This window comes from Pseudomonas sp. Eqa60 (genome assembly GCF_018326405.1).
Taxonomy (GTDB): Bacteria; Pseudomonadota; Gammaproteobacteria; order Pseudomonadales; family Pseudomonadaceae; genus Aquipseudomonas; species Aquipseudomonas protegens.
The window spans coordinates 1,584,852-1,599,989 of the sequence record NZ_AP024342.1 but is presented as its reverse complement, the minus strand read 5'-3'; the positions used below and the strand labels follow the sequence as shown (position 1 = coordinate 1,599,989).

Annotated in this window: 12 protein-coding genes and 1 pseudogene; 1 reads left to right on the top strand and 12 read right to left on the bottom strand. The window is 64.8% G+C overall.

Annotated features, from left to right (window positions below):
* Nucleotides 1–22: 22 nt before the first annotated feature.
* Genes KI242_RS07150 through KI242_RS07140 form a run of 3 tightly spaced genes read right to left on the bottom strand, consistent with a single transcriptional unit; the run spans nucleotide 23 to nucleotide 2,340 of the window.
* Complete coding sequence (locus tag KI242_RS07150; protein ID WP_015634452.1) at nucleotides 23–778, bottom strand: TPM domain-containing protein; 756 nt, start codon at nucleotides 776–778, stop codon at nucleotides 23–25.
* A 33-nt stretch (nucleotides 779–811) separates the two neighbouring features.
* Nucleotides 812–1,732, bottom strand: a complete 921-nt coding sequence (locus tag KI242_RS31955) for a TPM domain-containing protein (protein ID WP_212806009.1) — start codon at nucleotides 1,730–1,732, stop codon at nucleotides 812–814.
* A complete protein-coding gene (locus tag KI242_RS07140; protein WP_011059694.1) occupies nucleotides 1,732–2,340 on the bottom strand; it encodes a LemA family protein in 609 nt (202 codons plus the stop codon). Before KI242_RS07140 ends, KI242_RS31955 begins: the two co-directional genes overlap by 1 nt.
* 382 nt (nucleotides 2,341–2,722) lie before the next feature.
* On the opposite strand from KI242_RS07140, the gene bglX reads away from it, so the two are divergent.
* Complete coding sequence (gene bglX, locus KI242_RS07135) at nucleotides 2,723–5,014, top strand: beta-glucosidase BglX (protein WP_053156707.1); 2,292 nt, start codon at nucleotides 2,723–2,725, stop codon at nucleotides 5,012–5,014.
* Between the two features lie 230 nt (nucleotides 5,015–5,244).
* Here the strand turns inward: bglX and KI242_RS07130 are convergent, their stop codons facing one another.
* The 9 genes and pseudogenes from KI242_RS07130 to KI242_RS07090 form a co-directional block, all read right to left on the bottom strand.
* Nucleotides 5,245–6,402: a phosphatidylserine/phosphatidylglycerophosphate/cardiolipin synthase family protein gene (locus KI242_RS07130; RefSeq protein WP_212806008.1), complete on the bottom strand. Its 1,158-nt coding sequence runs from the start codon at nucleotides 6,400–6,402 to the stop codon at nucleotides 5,245–5,247.
* A 1-nt stretch (nucleotide 6,403) separates the two neighbouring features.
* Nucleotides 6,404–6,985 carry a YceI family protein gene (locus KI242_RS07125; RefSeq protein WP_011059691.1) on the bottom strand — a complete coding sequence of 194 codons (582 nt, stop codon included), beginning with the start codon at nucleotides 6,983–6,985 and terminating at the stop codon, nucleotides 6,404–6,406.
* An 81-nt stretch (nucleotides 6,986–7,066) separates the two neighbouring features.
* On the bottom strand, nucleotides 7,067–8,374 hold the full coding sequence (locus KI242_RS07120; RefSeq protein ID WP_212806007.1) for an OprD family outer membrane porin: 1,308 nt from the start codon (nucleotides 8,372–8,374) through the stop codon (nucleotides 7,067–7,069).
* Between the two features lie 183 nt (nucleotides 8,375–8,557).
* Nucleotides 8,558–9,325, bottom strand: coding sequence for an IclR family transcriptional regulator (locus tag KI242_RS07115; RefSeq protein ID WP_015634445.1), 768 nt, complete (start codon nucleotides 9,323–9,325; stop codon nucleotides 8,558–8,560).
* A gap of 80 nt (nucleotides 9,326–9,405) precedes the next feature.
* Nucleotides 9,406–10,869, bottom strand: coding sequence for an amidase (locus tag KI242_RS07110; RefSeq protein ID WP_053149446.1), 1,464 nt, complete (start codon nucleotides 10,867–10,869; stop codon nucleotides 9,406–9,408).
* Nucleotides 10,866–12,176: an MFS transporter gene (locus tag KI242_RS07105; protein WP_041116354.1), complete on the bottom strand. Its 1,311-nt coding sequence runs from the start codon at nucleotides 12,174–12,176 to the stop codon at nucleotides 10,866–10,868. Before KI242_RS07105 ends, KI242_RS07110 begins: the two co-directional genes overlap by 4 nt.
* Nucleotides 12,177–12,277: 101 nt before the next feature.
* A pseudogene (locus KI242_RS07100) lies at nucleotides 12,278–13,452 on the bottom strand (M20 aminoacylase family protein).
* 171 nt (nucleotides 13,453–13,623) lie between these two features.
* Nucleotides 13,624–13,953: a hypothetical protein gene (locus tag KI242_RS07095; RefSeq protein WP_011059685.1), complete on the bottom strand. Its 330-nt coding sequence runs from the start codon at nucleotides 13,951–13,953 to the stop codon at nucleotides 13,624–13,626.
* Complete coding sequence (locus KI242_RS07090; RefSeq protein WP_212806006.1) at nucleotides 13,950–15,047, bottom strand: serine hydrolase; 1,098 nt, start codon at nucleotides 15,045–15,047, stop codon at nucleotides 13,950–13,952. Before KI242_RS07090 ends, KI242_RS07095 begins: the two co-directional genes overlap by 4 nt.
* Nucleotides 15,048–15,138 lie beyond the last annotated feature (91 nt).

Below are 15,138 nucleotides of genomic sequence, written 5' to 3'. Positions count from 1 at the left end.
GATTTCCGCTTTTTATTGTCAGTTACCAGCCGCCGGAGGAACCGCCGCCGCCAAAGCTGCCGCCGCCACCACTGAAGCCGCCCCCGCCGCCGGAGCCACCACCAAAACCGCCGAAGCCACCGCCTCCGCCACCGCCGCGCCCACTGGTGGTGGTGATCAAGCCGAGCGCCTGCGCCACCATGATCACCAGGATGAACAGCAGCACCAGGAAGATGAACAGCAACGGGTGACGCTGGACAAAGTCGTCCTGGCTGCTGCTATCACCGCTGTCATACACCGTGGTCGGCTCGTCCAGCGGCGTGCCGCCCAGCACCAGGAGCATGGCCGAGACCCCGTCGCTGATGCCCTTGCTGAACTGCCCGGTCTTGAACGCCGGGGTGATCACCTGGTTGATGATCACCGAGGCCTGGGCGTCGGTCAGGCGATCCTCCAGGCCGTAGCCCACTTCGATGCGCAGCTTGCGCTCGTCCCGGGCGACGATCAGCAGCGCGCCGTTGTTCTTGTCCTTCTGGCCGATGCCCCAGTGGCGCCCCAACTGGTAGCCGTATTCCTCGATGCTGGCGCCTTGCAGGTCCGGCAGGGTTACCACCACCAGCTGTTCGCCGGTGGCCTGTTCGTGGGCTTGCAGTTGCCGGGTCAGCAGAGCGCTGGTGGTCGGCTCGATCATCTGCGCGTCGTCCACCACCCGCCCGCTCAGGGCCGGGAACTTCAGCTCGGCCTGGGCCGAGACCGCAAAGACCCAGAGCAACAGCACCAGGCCAATTTTATAGAGTCGCATCAGCACCTCGTCCTTAATGATTGTCCGCTTGTGCTACCAACTGCCGGACGCCCCGCCACCGCCAAAACTGCCACCGCCCCCACTGAAGCTGCCCGAGCTTGAACTGGAGCTGGAACTGCTGGAGTCGAACCAGTCGAACGAACTGCTGCTCGAACCGGTGTCGCGCTCGGCCCTGGTTTCGCGCCTGGCCGAATCGCCGCTGGCAACAACCGGCGAGTCATCGCCGCTGCGCCATTGGGTCAGGAACCCGAACAACGGTACGCCGACGAACACCAGGTAGAACAACCTCTCGAACCACCACATCCACTCGATGTTCTGGTACCAGCTTTTCTCCACCGAGCGGTACACCAGCATCGGCCGGTCGGTGGACGACAATACGTTCACGATGGACGTGGCCCCGGCAATGATCCCCGAGGAATACAGGTCGTCCTTGAAGTACGGAATGATCGAACCATCGATGATGAAGTGGGCCACCACGTCGTTGAGCCGCCCCTCCAGGCCGTAACCGACCTCGATCCGCACCTTGCGATCGTCCTTGGCCACCAGCAGCAGGACGCCGTTGTTCTTGTCCTTCCGGCCGATCCCCCAGTGCCGGCCCAACTGCAGGCCGAACTCCTCGATGCTATAGCCACCCAGGCTCGGCACCGTGGCCACCACGACCTGGTCGGTGGTGGTCTGCTCGAGCCGCTCCAGCATCTGCGCCAGGTAGACCTGCGCCGATGGCGTGAGCAACTGCGCGGTGTCCACCACCCGCCCGGTCAGCTTGGGAAACAGGCGTTCAATCGGTGCCGCTGTCGCAGTGGTCGGTGCGGGCTCGACCTGGACAGCGGGTTGCGACGAACGCAACGGCACCCCATCCGTGGGTGTGGGCCCGGGTGTTTGCGCCAGTACGGCGCCACCCACCAGCCAAAGCCACAGCAGCGCGCCTTGCAGCACGCGCCGCCCATGGCTCATCAGAATTTGACTTGCGGCGCTTTGTCGGCGTCGGGGCTGGTGGCCTCGAAGGATTCACGCACCGGCATGTCGCTGTACATCAGGCTGTGCCACAGGCGGCCAGGGAAAGTACGGATCTCGGTGTTGTACTTCTGCACCGCCAGGATGAAGTCGCGACGGGCCACGGCGATGCGGTTCTCGGTGCCTTCAAGCTGGGATTGCAGGGCCAGGAAGTTCTGGTTGGCCTTGAGGTCCGGGTAGCGCTCGGAGACCACCATCAGGCGGCTCAGGGCACCGCTCAACTGGTCCTGGGCCTGCTGGAACTGCTTGAGTTTTTCCGGGTTGTCCAGGGTGCTGGCGTCCACCTGGATCGAGGTGGCCTTGGCCCGCGCCTCGATCACCGCAGTGAGGGTCTGCTCTTCGTGCTTGGCGTAGCCCTTGACGGTTTCCACCAGGTTGGGGATCAGGTCGGCGCGGCGCTGGTACTGGTTCTGCACCTGGCCCCAGTCGGCCTTGACCTGCTCGTCCAGGGTCGGAATGTTGTTGATGCCGCAGCCGCTGAGCAGGCTGGTAAGCAGCAACAAGGCAGCGATGGGCCAGCTCGAACGCAGGCTTTGAGTGATGTTCATGGGTGAGGCTCCTTGCACAACCTGATTGAAATGAAGCTTTTGCCCGCTTTCACACATCCTGTGGGCAAAATCTGCCTGCGCCACTGGAATGCATCGGGCTGATGGGCTAAAAGATGCCCAGCGCGAAAAAGAGTTCAGAAATAAGGCGGTGTGAAAACGTCGCGAGTGAAGGCAAGACAAGGCAAAAACAGGCGAGGAAGCGGAGTGTAGGAGGCTACATGAGCATTCCGAGCCTGTTTTTAACGCCGTATTGCCGAACGCAGCAGTTTTCACACCGCCTGAAGTGTGCGGGAATTATCTGAACAACAATAGTCGCTCCCTAAATTTTGGCTGTTCGACGCGTCACTCATGCGTCGGTCTTGAGCCCTTGAGAACAATATTCATGAAGAAGCTGTGTTTGCTGGGCCTGCTGGTCAGCCTGGCCAGTCACCCTGTATTGGCCGAAACTGCCCCGGTCCCCCTGGAAAACAAAGAAGCCTTTATCAGCGACCTGCTCAAGCGCATGACCCTGGAAGAGAAGATCGGCCAGCTGCGGCTGATCAGCATCGGCCCGGAAATGCCCCGCGAGCTGATCCGCAAGGAAATTGCCGCGGGCAATATCGGCGGCACCTTCAACTCCATCACCCGCCCGGAAAACCGGCCGATGCAGGACGCGGCCATGCGCAGCCGGCTGAAGATCCCGATGTTCTTCGCCTACGACGTGATCCACGGCCACCGGACCATCTTCCCCATCAGCCTGGCCCTGGCCTCCAGCTGGGACATGGATGCCATCGGCCGCTCCGGGCGCATTGCCGCCAAGGAAGCCAGCGCCGACAGCCTGGACATCACTTTTGCACCGATGGTGGATATCTCCCGCGATCCGCGCTGGGGCCGTACCTCCGAAGGCTTTGGCGAAGACACCTACCTGGTCTCGCGCATCGCCAAGGTCATGGTCAAGGCCTACCAGGGCCAGAGCCCGGCCCTGCCGGACAGCATCATGGCCAGCGTCAAGCACTTCGCCCTGTATGGCGCGGTGGAAGGCGGTCGCGACTACAACATCGTCGACATGAGCCCGGTGAAGATGTACCAGGACTACCTGCCGCCCTACCGCGCGGCGATCGACGCCGGCGCCGGCGGGGTGATGGTGGCCCTGAACTCGATCAACGGCGTGCCCGCCACCTCCAACACCTGGCTGATGAACGACCTGCTGCGCAAGGAATGGGGCTTCAAGGGCCTGGCGGTGAGCGACCACGGGGCGATCATCGAACTGATCCGCCATGGCGTCGCCAAGGACGGACGTGAAGCGGCCAAACTGGCGATCAAGGCCGGCATCGACATGAGCATGAACGATTCGCTGTACGGCAAGGAGCTGCCGGGGCTGCTCAAGTCCGGCGAGATCGAACAGAAGGACATCGACAACGCCGTGCGTGAAGTGCTGGCCGCCAAGTACGACATGGGCCTGTTCAAGGACCCGTACGTGCGCATCGGCAAGGCCGAGGACGACCCCGCCGACACCAACGCCGAAAGCCGCCTGCACCGCAGCGACGCCCGGGATATCGCGCGACGCAGCCTGGTGCTGCTGAAGAACCAGAACGACACCCTGCCACTGCAGAAAACCGCCAAGATCGCCCTGGTGGGCCCGCTGGCCAAGGCGCCGATCGACATGATGGGCAGTTGGGCCGCCGCCGGGGTGCCGGCGCAATCGGTGACCCTGTACGACGGCATGCGCAATGTACTGGGAGACAAGGCCCAACTGGTGTACGCCCGGGGTTCCAACATCACCGCCGACAAGAAGGTGGTGGACTACCTGAACTTCCTCAACTTCGATGCCCCGGAAGTGGTGGACGACCCGCGCACGGCGCAGCAGATGATCGACGAAGCGGTGAAGGCCGCCCGGCAATCGGATGTGATCGTCGCCGCGGTGGGTGAATCCCGGGGCATGTCCCACGAATCCTCGAGCCGCACCGACCTGCACATTCCTGCCAGCCAGCGCGACCTGATCAAGGCCCTCAAGGCCACCGGCAAGCCACTGGTGCTGGTGCTGATGAATGGCCGGCCGCTGTCGCTGCTGGAAGAAAACCAGCAGGCCGATGCGATCCTGGAAACCTGGTTCAGCGGCACCGAAGGTGGCAACGCCATCGCCGACGTGCTGTTCGGCGACTACAACCCGTCGGGCAAGCTGCCGATCACCTTCCCCCGCTCCGTGGGGCAGATCCCCACCTACTACAACCACCTGACCATCGGCCGGCCGTTCACCCCGGGCAAGCCGGGCAACTACACCTCGCAGTACTTCGACGACACCACCGGCCCGCTGTTCCCGTTCGGCTATGGCCTGAGCTACACCAGCTTCAGCCTGTCGGACATGGCCCTGTCCTCCACCACCCTGAACAAGAGCGGCAAGCTAGACGCCAGCGTGACGGTAAAGAACACCGGCAAGCGTGACGGCGAAACCGTGGTGCAGCTGTACATCCAGGACGTGGCCGGCTCGATGATCCGCCCGATCAAGGAATTGAAGAACTTCCAGAAAGTCATGCTCAAGGCCGGTGAAGAGAAAGCCATTCACTTCACCATCACCGAGGACGACCTGAAGTTCTACAACGCGCAGCTCAAGTACGCCGCAGAGCCGGGCGACTTCAATGTGCAGATCGGCCTGGATTCCCAGGACGTCAAGCAACAGAGCTTCGAACTGCTCTGAGCCTGCCAGCGGCCGGCGCATGACCTGCGCCGGCCGACTCCGTCTGTAATCCCCACAATCGCTGCAATATCTGTCGCCGCTGACGAGCCTGCGAGGCTGCGCAAAGGTCCGCAGGACCGTGCTTGTCGATCTCCCGCCAAACCTCCATCGGACTCACGACCGCCGCGACCGCTTCGCGATCGTTCGCAGTCTGCGGCAGCGGCGACAGCCAGCCGTGTCAGCCGCGTGAGTCAGCCGCGCCGATCCAGCAGGTTGACCACCAGACGGTCGACCCAACCCCAGATCCGCTGCTTGATCCGCCGCCACAGCGGTCGCTTGCGCCACACCGCCAGGCTGACTTCCTCGCTCTGGGCAAAGTCGGCGTCAAAACTCGCCACCACTGCCTGGGTCAATGCAGGGTCCAGGGCTTCCAGATTGGCTTCCAGGTTGAAGCGCAGGTTCCAGTGGTCGAAGTTGCACGAGCCTACGCTCACCCAGTCGTCCACCAGTGCCATCTTCAGGTGCAGGAAACGCGGCTGGTACTCGAAAATCCGCACCCCGGCCTTGAGCAGGCGCGGGTAGTAGCGGTGCCCGGCATAGCGCACCGCCGGGTGGTCGGTGCGCGGCCCGGTCAGCAGCAGGCGTACGTCGAGGCCTCGGGCCGCAGCCTTGCGCAACGAACGACGCACCGACCAGGTGGGCAGAAAATACGGGGTCGCCAGCCAGATGCGCCGCTGCCCGCTGCTCAGGGCCCGGATCAGCGAATGCAGGATGTCGCGGTGCTGGCGGGCGTCGGCGTAGGCCACCCGGCCCATGCCCTCGCCGGTATCGGGCAGGCGCGGCAGGCGTGGCAGGCCGAAATCGGCACCGGGCTTCCAGGCCCCGCGATACAGGTTGGCGCTCCATTGCCGGTCGAACAGCTGCTGCCAGTCGCTGACCATGGGGCCGGCAATCTCCACCATCACCTCATGCCAGTCGCAGCTGTTGTCCTCGGGCTTCCAGAACTCATCGGTGACCCCGGTGCCGCCCACCACCGCCAGGGCCTGGTCCACCAGCAGCAGCTTGCGATGATCGCGGTACAGGTTGAGAAAGCCCTGGCGCCATTTCAGCCGGTTGTATAAGCGCAGCTCGACACCGGCCTCGGTCAGGCTGCGGCGCAGGGCCTGGGTAAAGGCCAGGCTGCCGTAGTCGTCGAACAGGCAGCGCACCCGCACCCCGCGCTGCGCTGCCTGCACCAGGGCCTGGACCATGGCCTCGGCGCAGGTCCCGGCTTCCACCAGGTACAGCTCCAGTTCCACCTGGTGCTGGGCGCGGGCAATGGCCACCAGCATCCGCGGGAAGAACTGCGGGCCGTCGATCAGCAACTCGAAGCGGTTGCCTTCGCGCCAGGGGAACACCGCTGCGCGCATGTCAGCGCGCCGTGAAGATCAGCACCGCACCCACCGGCACCGAGAAACTGATGGCCGACAACCCGGCCATCTTGCGCAGGCTGTCGAGGCCGGGGGCCAGGTTGAAGTCCTCGGCGTTAAGCACCAGAGGTTCCAGGGTCACCACCTGGAAGCGCCGGTCATCCAGGCGGGTGGCCAGCAGTTCGGCGTTGTAGGTGTGTTCCTCGCCGTGCAGGGCGACGGTGACCGGCAGCAGCAATTCGATCTGTGCGCCGGGGGCCAGGTCGTTGATCGGTCGCAGGTTGATCTGTGCACTGATCCGCGCCTCGGGAAACTGGGCGATCTGGAACAGTTCCTGGCGCATGCGCTCATCGCGCAAGGGAATCCCGCTGCTCACCGACTCCAGTTCGATCTGCAACTGCGCCTGGCCCTTGCCATCGACCTTGCCATGCAGCACCAGAAAGCGCTGGACCTCGGAAACACTGGCGTTCTTGGTGGTGACGAAGGACACGCGGGAAGATTCGTTGTCCAGGTACCAGTTGGCCTGGGCCGGCAGGGCCAGTACCCCGAGCAGGCTGAAAAGAAGGCGGATCGGCGTACGCATGCAAGCTCCCATGAACAGAAGGCGCCACCTTAACCGCCCGCCAGAAGGCTGGCAAACGTCACGGCAGGCGGCGCAGTAGAGCTAGAAGCGGTAGGTATAGTTCAGGTAGAAGCGTTCGGCGCTATGGCTGATGATGCCTGCCGATCCTCTGGAGAGGCTCTGGCGCTGGATGCCGTCGGGCTCGCCGTGGGTACGAAAGCGCCCGTGCAGCCAGGCGACATCGAGCCCATCGAACCAGCCGTCGAAGGCGTAGCGCAGCACGCTCTGAAATTCCCGGCGGGAAAAACCTGCGTAGCCTTTGGCGTGATTGGAGGCAGCGTAGTGCATATCCAACTTCAGCCGCGGCAAGCCGAAGTCGGCGAAATCCATGCCTCCCAGCAGCTTGAACATCTCCTCGTCCTGCAGGCCGAAGTAGTAGAACAGCTTGCCGCTGCTGTTCCAGGTGCCGTTGTCCTGGGCGAAGAAGGTGCGGTCATAGTCGTCACCCCAGACCTTGTTCCAGGTCAGCCCGGCGTAGTAGCGGCTGAACCGGTACTTGAACAGCAGATCCAGATGCCGAGCATCGTGAGAGCGCTCCGCCTCATACAGCCCGCGCACGCCGGAATACTCGAAGCGCTTGCCGACATCCTGTTGGCGCCCCCAGATGGCATACACATCGATGCCGCGCTCGGGGGCCAGTTCGAAACTGTGGGTCAGTTTCACCGAGGACGCGCGCAGGTAGTCCCGGGCCACGCCGTGTTCAAGCTGCAGGTTGCTGCCACCAGGCAACACATGACCCAGGGCATAGAGCCTCAGGTCATCGATCCGCTGCCCTCGATAGTTGCGCAGGTCCTGGCTCCAGCCCGAGTCGTTGCGCGGGCTGAAACCGTCGATGCGGCTGAAGTTCAGGCTCAGCGCGCCACGCTCGTAGCTCAGGTCCTGGCCCAGGGTGGCCGCCGGCAGGATGCGCGAATAGCGATCGTCGCGGTAAAGCTGGTATTGCCGGCTTTTTTTCCCCACTCCGGCGCTGACGGTTCCGGCTTCATCCACCCAGCGCCCACGCAGGTACAGCTCGAGGGGCTTGGCGATGCCATGGGGCTGCTGCACGCTGCGGTCGGCTCGCAGGTTGCTGATGTTGTTGGCGTCTCGCCCTACGTGCAAGGCATCGGCCAGGCCATAGCTGTAGTCGAGACCCAGCACCTCGCGATACCAGCCGGAACTGAAGCTGAACTGGGTGGCCTGTACCCATTCATCCCGGGTCGGACCGAACCCTCCCCCGTCGTTTTCCTTCCAGTAGGACTGGCTGTAACGCAAGGACCTGAGGCTGTCCTCGAAAAAGCCCTCGGCCAAGGCCCCACCAGCCACCAGACAACACAACAGCCCGCTCAGATAACGTTGCTCAGCCCGCATGAGATCACCTGTTCTTATTATTGGAATTGGCGTCATGGCCGCCGAAGGCGGACCAGGCTTCATTCTCGGAGCAGCGGGGCAAAGGGCAATGGGCACTGGTTCCGCAGAATGGAACCCGGTGTCTGAGGAGAGCGTTGTCCGCACAGCACGATCAGGGCAGCCGGAATGCCCGAGCGAGAGGTTTCAGGCGATGTCTTTCTGCACCTGCTCGACGGTTTCCGCCAGTAGCCACAGGTGGCGGTTGCGCACCTGTTCGACACAGGCCAGGTCCCGCGGCCAGTGCAGGGCGATACTGCCGATCACCCGGCCTTCGGCCTGCAGCGGCAAGGCCACGGCGCGGATCAGGAACGGCAGGCGCACCGGGTATTCCCAGTGCCCTTCGGTGCGCTGGCCGAACCCCAGGTGCTGGGATTCCAGGCACTGTTGCCGGGCTTCGGCCGGCACCTGCTCCTGCTCGGCCAGGCGCTCGACTTCTGCACTGGCCAGGGCCCCCAGGCAGGCCTTGCCCATGGCCGAATGAAACAGGCTGGCATGCTGGCCGACAATCCGGCTGTTACTCGGGTAGCGCTTGCGCAATACCTCGGGCACCGCACTTTCCAGGACCTCCAGGCTCTCGCCGTCGAAGCTCGACAGGTCGGTGACCAATCCGGTACGTGCACTCAATTCCAGCAACCAGGGCGCCGCCTGCTCCACCATCTGGCGCTTGAAGCGCTGCCGGCTGTCACCGAACAGGCTCCGGGCGCTCAGGCGGTAGCGCCGGTCACTCAGGCCTCGATAGATCCAGCCCTGTTCCTGCAGGGTCAGCAGCATGCGCGATACCGTGGCCTTGGCCAGGCCCGTCAGGTAGTGCAGCTCCTCCAGGCCCAGGGCCTGGTGCTGGCCGATCAGCTCGACAATGGCCAGGGCCCGCTCCACTGAGCGCACGCTGCCGGTTTCTACCTTGCTGGCCATAGTCCGAGCTCCCTGACTGAGGAAAAGGTTTTACCCAGCAAGATGCGGGCCTGCGGACCTTGGCGACCACACCCCTTTGATTACCGCAGGTTGCCCGGCGGCCGCTGCCGCACCCACTGCGTCAGCTGCTCATGGGCGTAAGCCAATTGCAGCACGGCGTGGTCGGCCTGGGCCGGACCGATGATCTGCAGCCCCATGGGCAAACCGGCCAGGTTGAAACCCACCGGAATGCTGATACTGGGCAAGCCGGCCAGGGTCGGGCCGATCACCACTTCCATCCAGCGGTGGTAAGTGTCCATTTCCTGCCCATCGATCTGCCGCGGCCAGGCTTGCCGTGCATCGAAAGGGAACACTTGGGCGGTGGGCAGCAGCAGGAAATCGTAACGCTCGAACAGGCGCTGCAACGCGCGATACCAGTCGCTGCGGCTCTGGGAAGCGCGATACACATCCGCCGCGCTCAGCTTCGCCGCGCCCTCCACTTCCCAGCACGCTTCCGGCTTGAGCCAGCGGCGCTTGTCCGGGTCGTCGTACAGCGCCCCCAGGGAGCCCTGGACCAGCCAGTGGCGGTGTACCAGCCAGCAATCCCAGAGCTGGGCCAGGGAAAAGTCCGGCTGGCAGCTTTCCACCTCGCAGCCCAGGCTGGCGAAATCCCCGAGGGCCTTTTCGCACAGGCCCAGTACGCCCTGCTCCATGGCCAGGTAGCCGTTGTAGTCCCCCAGCCAGCCCAGGCGCAGGCCCTTCACATTTCGTTGCAGCGCCGCCTCCGGCAGCGCCGATGGGTCCTTCAGCGACAGAGGCGCCCGGGCGTCAAACCCGGCCTGGGTACCCAACAGCCGCGCCACGTCGGCCACCGTGCGCCCCATGGGACCTTCGGTGGCCAACTGCTGCACGAACAGTTCCGGAGTCGGGCCGAACGGCACCCGGCCCTGGGAGGGGCGCATGCCGAACACGTTGTTGAAGGCTGCGGGGTTGCGCAACGAGCCCATCATGTCGCTGCCGTCGGCCACCGGCAGCATGCGCAGGGCCAGAGCCACCGCGGCGCCGCCGCTGCTGCCGCCGGCACACAGGGTGCTGTCGTAGGCGTTGCCCGTGGTGCCGAACAGCTGGTTGTAGGTATGGGAGCCCAGGCCGAACTCGGGCACGTTGCTCTTGCCGACGATGATCGCGCCACTGGCCCGGACCCGCGCTACGCTGATGGCATCCCCCTGGGGCACATGCTCGGCAAACAGCGGCGAACCCATGCTGGTGGTCATCCCGGCGGTGGCCGCCAGGTCCTTGATCGCCTGGGGCATGCCGTGCATCCAGCCCATGGACTGGCCCTGGGCCAACTGCCGGTCTCGCTCGTCAGCCTGCTCCAGCAGGGCCTCGGGGTCCCCCAGCGAGACCAGGGCATTGACCAGTGGATTGCAGCGCTCGATCTGCGCCAGGTAGGCCTGCATCACTTCGCGGCAGGACAGCTCGCGGGCATGGATGGCCCGGGACAGCACCAGGGCATCCAGGTCGACAATCGACGCATTGATCGATGGTTCTGCGGGGTTGATCAAGACTCACCTCCCAGGCTCACGGCATCGGGTTTTTCGTCTCTGACCGCGTCATACATGCAGTAGGTACCCAGCAGGCTGAGGACCGAGGTCAGCAGGACATAGAAGGCTGGTGCCACCGGCGTGGCCATGACCTTGCTCAGCCAGGTCACGATCAACGGCGCAAAGCCACCGAACAGCATGACCGTGACGTTATACGCCACCGACACTCCGGTGGAACGCACCTCGATGGGAAACTGCTCGGCCAGGGCCGTGGGGCCGGGGCCGAAGAAACCGCCGATGGCCCCGCACAGCAGCATCTGCATCGCCAGCAGGCGCTCGATGGACGGCGCCGCAGCGACCCACACATACAAGGGATAGACCATGACAAAAAACGCCAGGGTGAACGCCATCAGCACTGGACGTCGCCCAATGCGATCCGACAAGGCCCCGGCAAAGGGAATCACCAGGGTCATCAGGGCCACGGCGAACATCTGCACCAACAGCACCTGATCCAGGGGCAGGCCGAGGTTGGTGTGGGCAAAGGTCGGCATGTTCACCAGCACCACATAAAAGGACACGGTGCCCCCGCAGCACATGCACATGGACACCAGGATCGCTCGGCGATAGGCCGATACCACCTGCCACAACCCGGGCCCTTTGCCACGCACCTGCTTGCGTGCCTCGACAAAGGCTTGCGGCTCTTCCATGTACTTGCGGATCCACAGCCCCACCGGACCGATCAACAGGCCGATCACGAATGGCAGGCGCCAGCCCCAGAGTTCCAGGGTCTGGGGCGAAAAGAAATGGGTCACCGCCGCCACCATCGCCGCCCCGCTGAATACCGCCAGGCACTGCCCCACCAACTGCCAGGAGCCGTAAAGGCCCTTGCGGTGGGGCGGCGCACTCTCCACCAGGTAGGCCGTGGCGCTGGCGTACTCGCCACCGGTGGCAAAGCCCTGGAGCATGCGTGCTACCACGATCAGCAGCGGCGCTCCGATACCGATGGCCGCATAGTTGGGGGCGAACACGATCATCGCGATGGCCAGGGTCATCAGTTGGATGATCACCAGCATCGCCGCCTTGCGGCCCCTGCGATCGGAATAGATCCCCAGCAGCACACCGCCCACCGGGCGCATGAAGAAACCCACGCCGAAGGTGGCCAGGGCCATCAGCAGCGAGGTGTATTCGTCTTCCGCGGGAAAGAACTGGCGAGCGATGAAGCTGGCGAGAAAGCCGTAGACGATGAAGTCGTACCATTCCAGGGCGTTGCCGACCACGGCGGCAACCACCTGCCGGGTCCTGGAAACAGAGGGAGTCGAGACGCTCATGGGATGTTCCTTGGAGACTTTTGAGCCTTCTGGCGGGCTCGCTAAAGTGCCGGGCGCCTACAACACGCCCGGGGCAGTCAGGGACACAGGAACAGGAAGGGTCAGGACGGTTTGAGCCAGCTTTCCGCCAGGGCGCCCCAATAGGCCGCGCCGGTGAGGAGGATGTCGTCGTTGAAGTCGTAACCCGGGTTATGCACCATCGGCTGGGCCACGCCGTTACCGATGAACAGGTAGCAGCCCGGGCAGCGCTGCAGCATCCAGCCGAAGTCTTCGCTGCCCATCAGCTTCGGCGTATTGCCGTTGACCGCCTCGGCCCCACCAGCTCGACACCGATCTTGCGGGCGAACTCGGTTTCCTCCGGGCTGTTGACCAGCACCGGATAGGCCGGGCGATGCTCGATACTGACCGAGCAACCGAAACTCTCGGCCTGGGTGCGGATAATGGCCTTGACCCGCTCCAGCATCTGCTCGCGCACCGGTGCGTTGAGGGCCCGCAGGCTCAGGCGCAGCAGGGCCTGCTGGGGAATGACGTTGGCCGCCTCGCCCGCTTGCAGGGCACCGACGGTGACCACCGCGGCTTCCTGGGCATCGATGTTGCGCGCTACCACTGTCTGCAAGGCCATGACCATGCTCGCCGCTGCCACCAGCGGGTCTACCGTCAGGTGCGGCATGGAGCCATGGCCGCCGACGCCTTCGACTATCACGTTGAGCAGGTCCTGGGAGGCCATCATCGGCCCCTCGCGAAAGCCCAGGTGCCCGGCCGGCAGCCCCGGCATGTTGTGCAGGCCAAACAGGGCATCACAGGGGAAACGCTCCAGCAGGCCGTCGGCAAGCATGGCCTCGGCGCCACCCTGGCCCTCCTCCGCCGGCTGGAAGATCAGGTTCAGGGTGCCGTCGAACTGCCGGGTGGCCGCCAGGTAACGGGCCGCCCCGAGAAGTAGGGTGGTGTGGCCGTCATGCCCGCAGGCGTGCATGCAACCGCTGTAGCGGCTGCTGTAGGGCGCCCCGGTGTTCTCGATGATCGGCAGGGCGTCCATGTCGGCCCGCAGGCCCAGGGTGCGGGGGCTGCTGCCGTTGCGCAGCACCCCTACGACGCCGGTCCGGCCCACGCCGGTGTGCACTTCATAACCCCACTCTTCAAGGCTGCGGGCCACCAGCGCCGCGGTGCGGTTTTCCTCGAAACCCAGCTCGGGGTGGGCGTGAATGTCCTGGCGGATGGCCCGCAGGTCGCTGGCGACATCGTTGAGCCAGGCAAGAATGTGCTGGTGTCGGGTCATGGCGTATCTCCTCTGGGCCGGGTGGGTTCCCGTTCTTTTTTTCGGAGCGCTGCACGAGGGCCAGGGCGTGCTCGAAGCTCTGCGTCAGATAACCGCGAGCCGGGGCACAGGACAATCAAATGTGGTTCCACTGGATGGAACACAAAGCTGCCGCCATCGTTTCGACCCCGGTCAGGGGTCCAGGCGGCAACCTTCACGGGCACTGCGCCAGACCGCGCTATGGGTGCGCCCCAGCGCGCTGGCGGTGACACGACGGGGCTGCGGCTCATCGAGAAAAGCGCTGGTGGGCAGGTACTGGCGCACGTAGGCGCGGCAGTAGTCGGCAGGTTGTTGCATGACGTAACGGCAGGAGCAGTACTCCTTGGCGGTGTAGGCCCCGAGGATGTCCGGGAAGGCCTGCAACGCCACCCGCTGCTGCCAGCCCCAGCCCAGCAGCAGGAGCAGCCCGAGCGCCAGCAGGCTGAGCAGCGGACGCCGACGGATCAAGGGCCAGGGCTTCATGGCTGCTCCGGCGTGGCGAAGGCGGCCAGCACCCGCTTGAGCAATTCATTATGCTGGTAGCTGCCGTCACGGTCGTCGCCATAGCGCACGATCACCAGGCGCTGCGCCGGCAGCACATACAGCGCCTGGCCCCAGTGTCCCAGCGCGGCGTAAGTATCGGCGGGGGCATCCGGCCAGGGCCGTGGCGCCCCGTCCACCTCGCGGTTGAGCCACCAGTGCCCGCCCGCCACGGCCACGTCCTGGTTGGCCCGATAGCCACGAAAGGGCGTGCGGCAGAATTCGACCCAGGCCTTGGGCAGCAATTGCCGGTCGCGCCAACGGCCATCGCGCTGCATCAGCAGGCCAATGCGAGCCAGATCGCGGGCCGTCAGGTAGAGGTACGAGGAAGCGACGAAAGTGCCGGCTGCATCACGCTCCCACACCGCCTGGGTGATGCCCAGGGGTTCGAACAGGGCACGCCAGGGATAGTCCGCATACTGCCCCTCCCCCACCATGCCCCGCAGGCTGGCCGCCAGCAGGTTGCTGTCGCCGCTGGAATAGCGAAACACCTGGCCCGGCGGGCCGGAGGCGGCCTGTTGCGCGGTGAAGGCGGCCATGTCCCGGTGCCCGCGGGTGTAGAGCATGGCCACCACCGAAGAGTTGAGAGGGGCGTATTCATAGTCTTCCTGCCAATCCAGGCCCGAGGCCCAGTGCAGCAGGTCCGCCAGGGTGATGTCGGGATGGGCCTCGAGCGGCGGGTAGAACTTCGCCGCCGGGTCCTGCAACTGGAACCGCCCCTCGCCAAAGGCCACCCCCAGCAGCACCGCCAGCAGGCTCTTGCTGGCAGACCAGGCGAGATGGGGCGTCTGTGGCCCGGTTGCCCCGGCGTAGCGCTCGTAGAGCAGTCGACCGTCGCGGATCACCAACAAGGCGTCGGTGCGAATGCCCTGGCGGGACTCATCGTCCCGGGGCACAAAGGCGTAATCCTCCAGGGCCTGCAGCGCCGGGCCGCTGGCTGGCGTGCCCTGGCTCCATTGCAGCGCCGGCCACTCCTCGGCCCGGGCCGGCAGGCTGAGTAATAGAAGCAGGGCCAGCAGCAACCAAGCTTTGGGCATGAAGGACACTCGAGAGCCGTCTGGGGCCGAGCCTATTGCGGGCACATGACCGTTTCGCGACAACCTTCGCCGGCAAGCCGGCTCCTACAGG

What these genes read in the sequence shown, in the direction of transcription:
- KI242_RS07115 (WP_015634445.1), bottom strand. Translation starts at nt 9,325, where the DNA reads ATGGCCAGCAAGGTAGAAACCGGCAGCGTGCGCTCAGTGGAGCGGGCC.
- KI242_RS07120 (WP_212806007.1), bottom strand. Translation starts at nt 8,374, where the DNA reads ATGCGGGCTGAGCAACGTTATCTGAGCGGGCTGTTGTGTTGTCTGGTG.
- KI242_RS07095 (WP_011059685.1), bottom strand. Translation starts at nt 13,953, where the DNA reads ATGAAGCCCTGGCCCTTGATCCGTCGGCGTCCGCTGCTCAGCCTGCTG.
- KI242_RS07105 (WP_041116354.1), bottom strand. Translation starts at nt 12,176, where the DNA reads ATGAGCGTCTCGACTCCCTCTGTTTCCAGGACCCGGCAGGTGGTTGCC.
- KI242_RS07130 (WP_212806008.1), bottom strand. Translation starts at nt 6,402, where the DNA reads ATGCGCGCAGCGGTGTTCCCCTGGCGCGAAGGCAACCGCTTCGAGTTG.
- KI242_RS07090 (WP_212806006.1), bottom strand. Translation starts at nt 15,047, where the DNA reads ATGCCCAAAGCTTGGTTGCTGCTGGCCCTGCTTCTATTACTCAGCCTG.
- KI242_RS07140 (WP_011059694.1), bottom strand. Translation starts at nt 2,340, where the DNA reads ATGAACATCACTCAAAGCCTGCGTTCGAGCTGGCCCATCGCTGCCTTG.
- bglX (WP_053156707.1), top strand. Translation starts at nt 2,723, where the DNA reads ATGAAGAAGCTGTGTTTGCTGGGCCTGCTGGTCAGCCTGGCCAGTCAC.
- KI242_RS07150 (WP_015634452.1), bottom strand. Translation starts at nt 778, where the DNA reads ATGCGACTCTATAAAATTGGCCTGGTGCTGTTGCTCTGGGTCTTTGCG.
- KI242_RS31955 (WP_212806009.1), bottom strand. Translation starts at nt 1,732, where the DNA reads ATGAGCCATGGGCGGCGCGTGCTGCAAGGCGCGCTGCTGTGGCTTTGG.
- KI242_RS07125 (WP_011059691.1), bottom strand. Translation starts at nt 6,985, where the DNA reads ATGCGTACGCCGATCCGCCTTCTTTTCAGCCTGCTCGGGGTACTGGCC.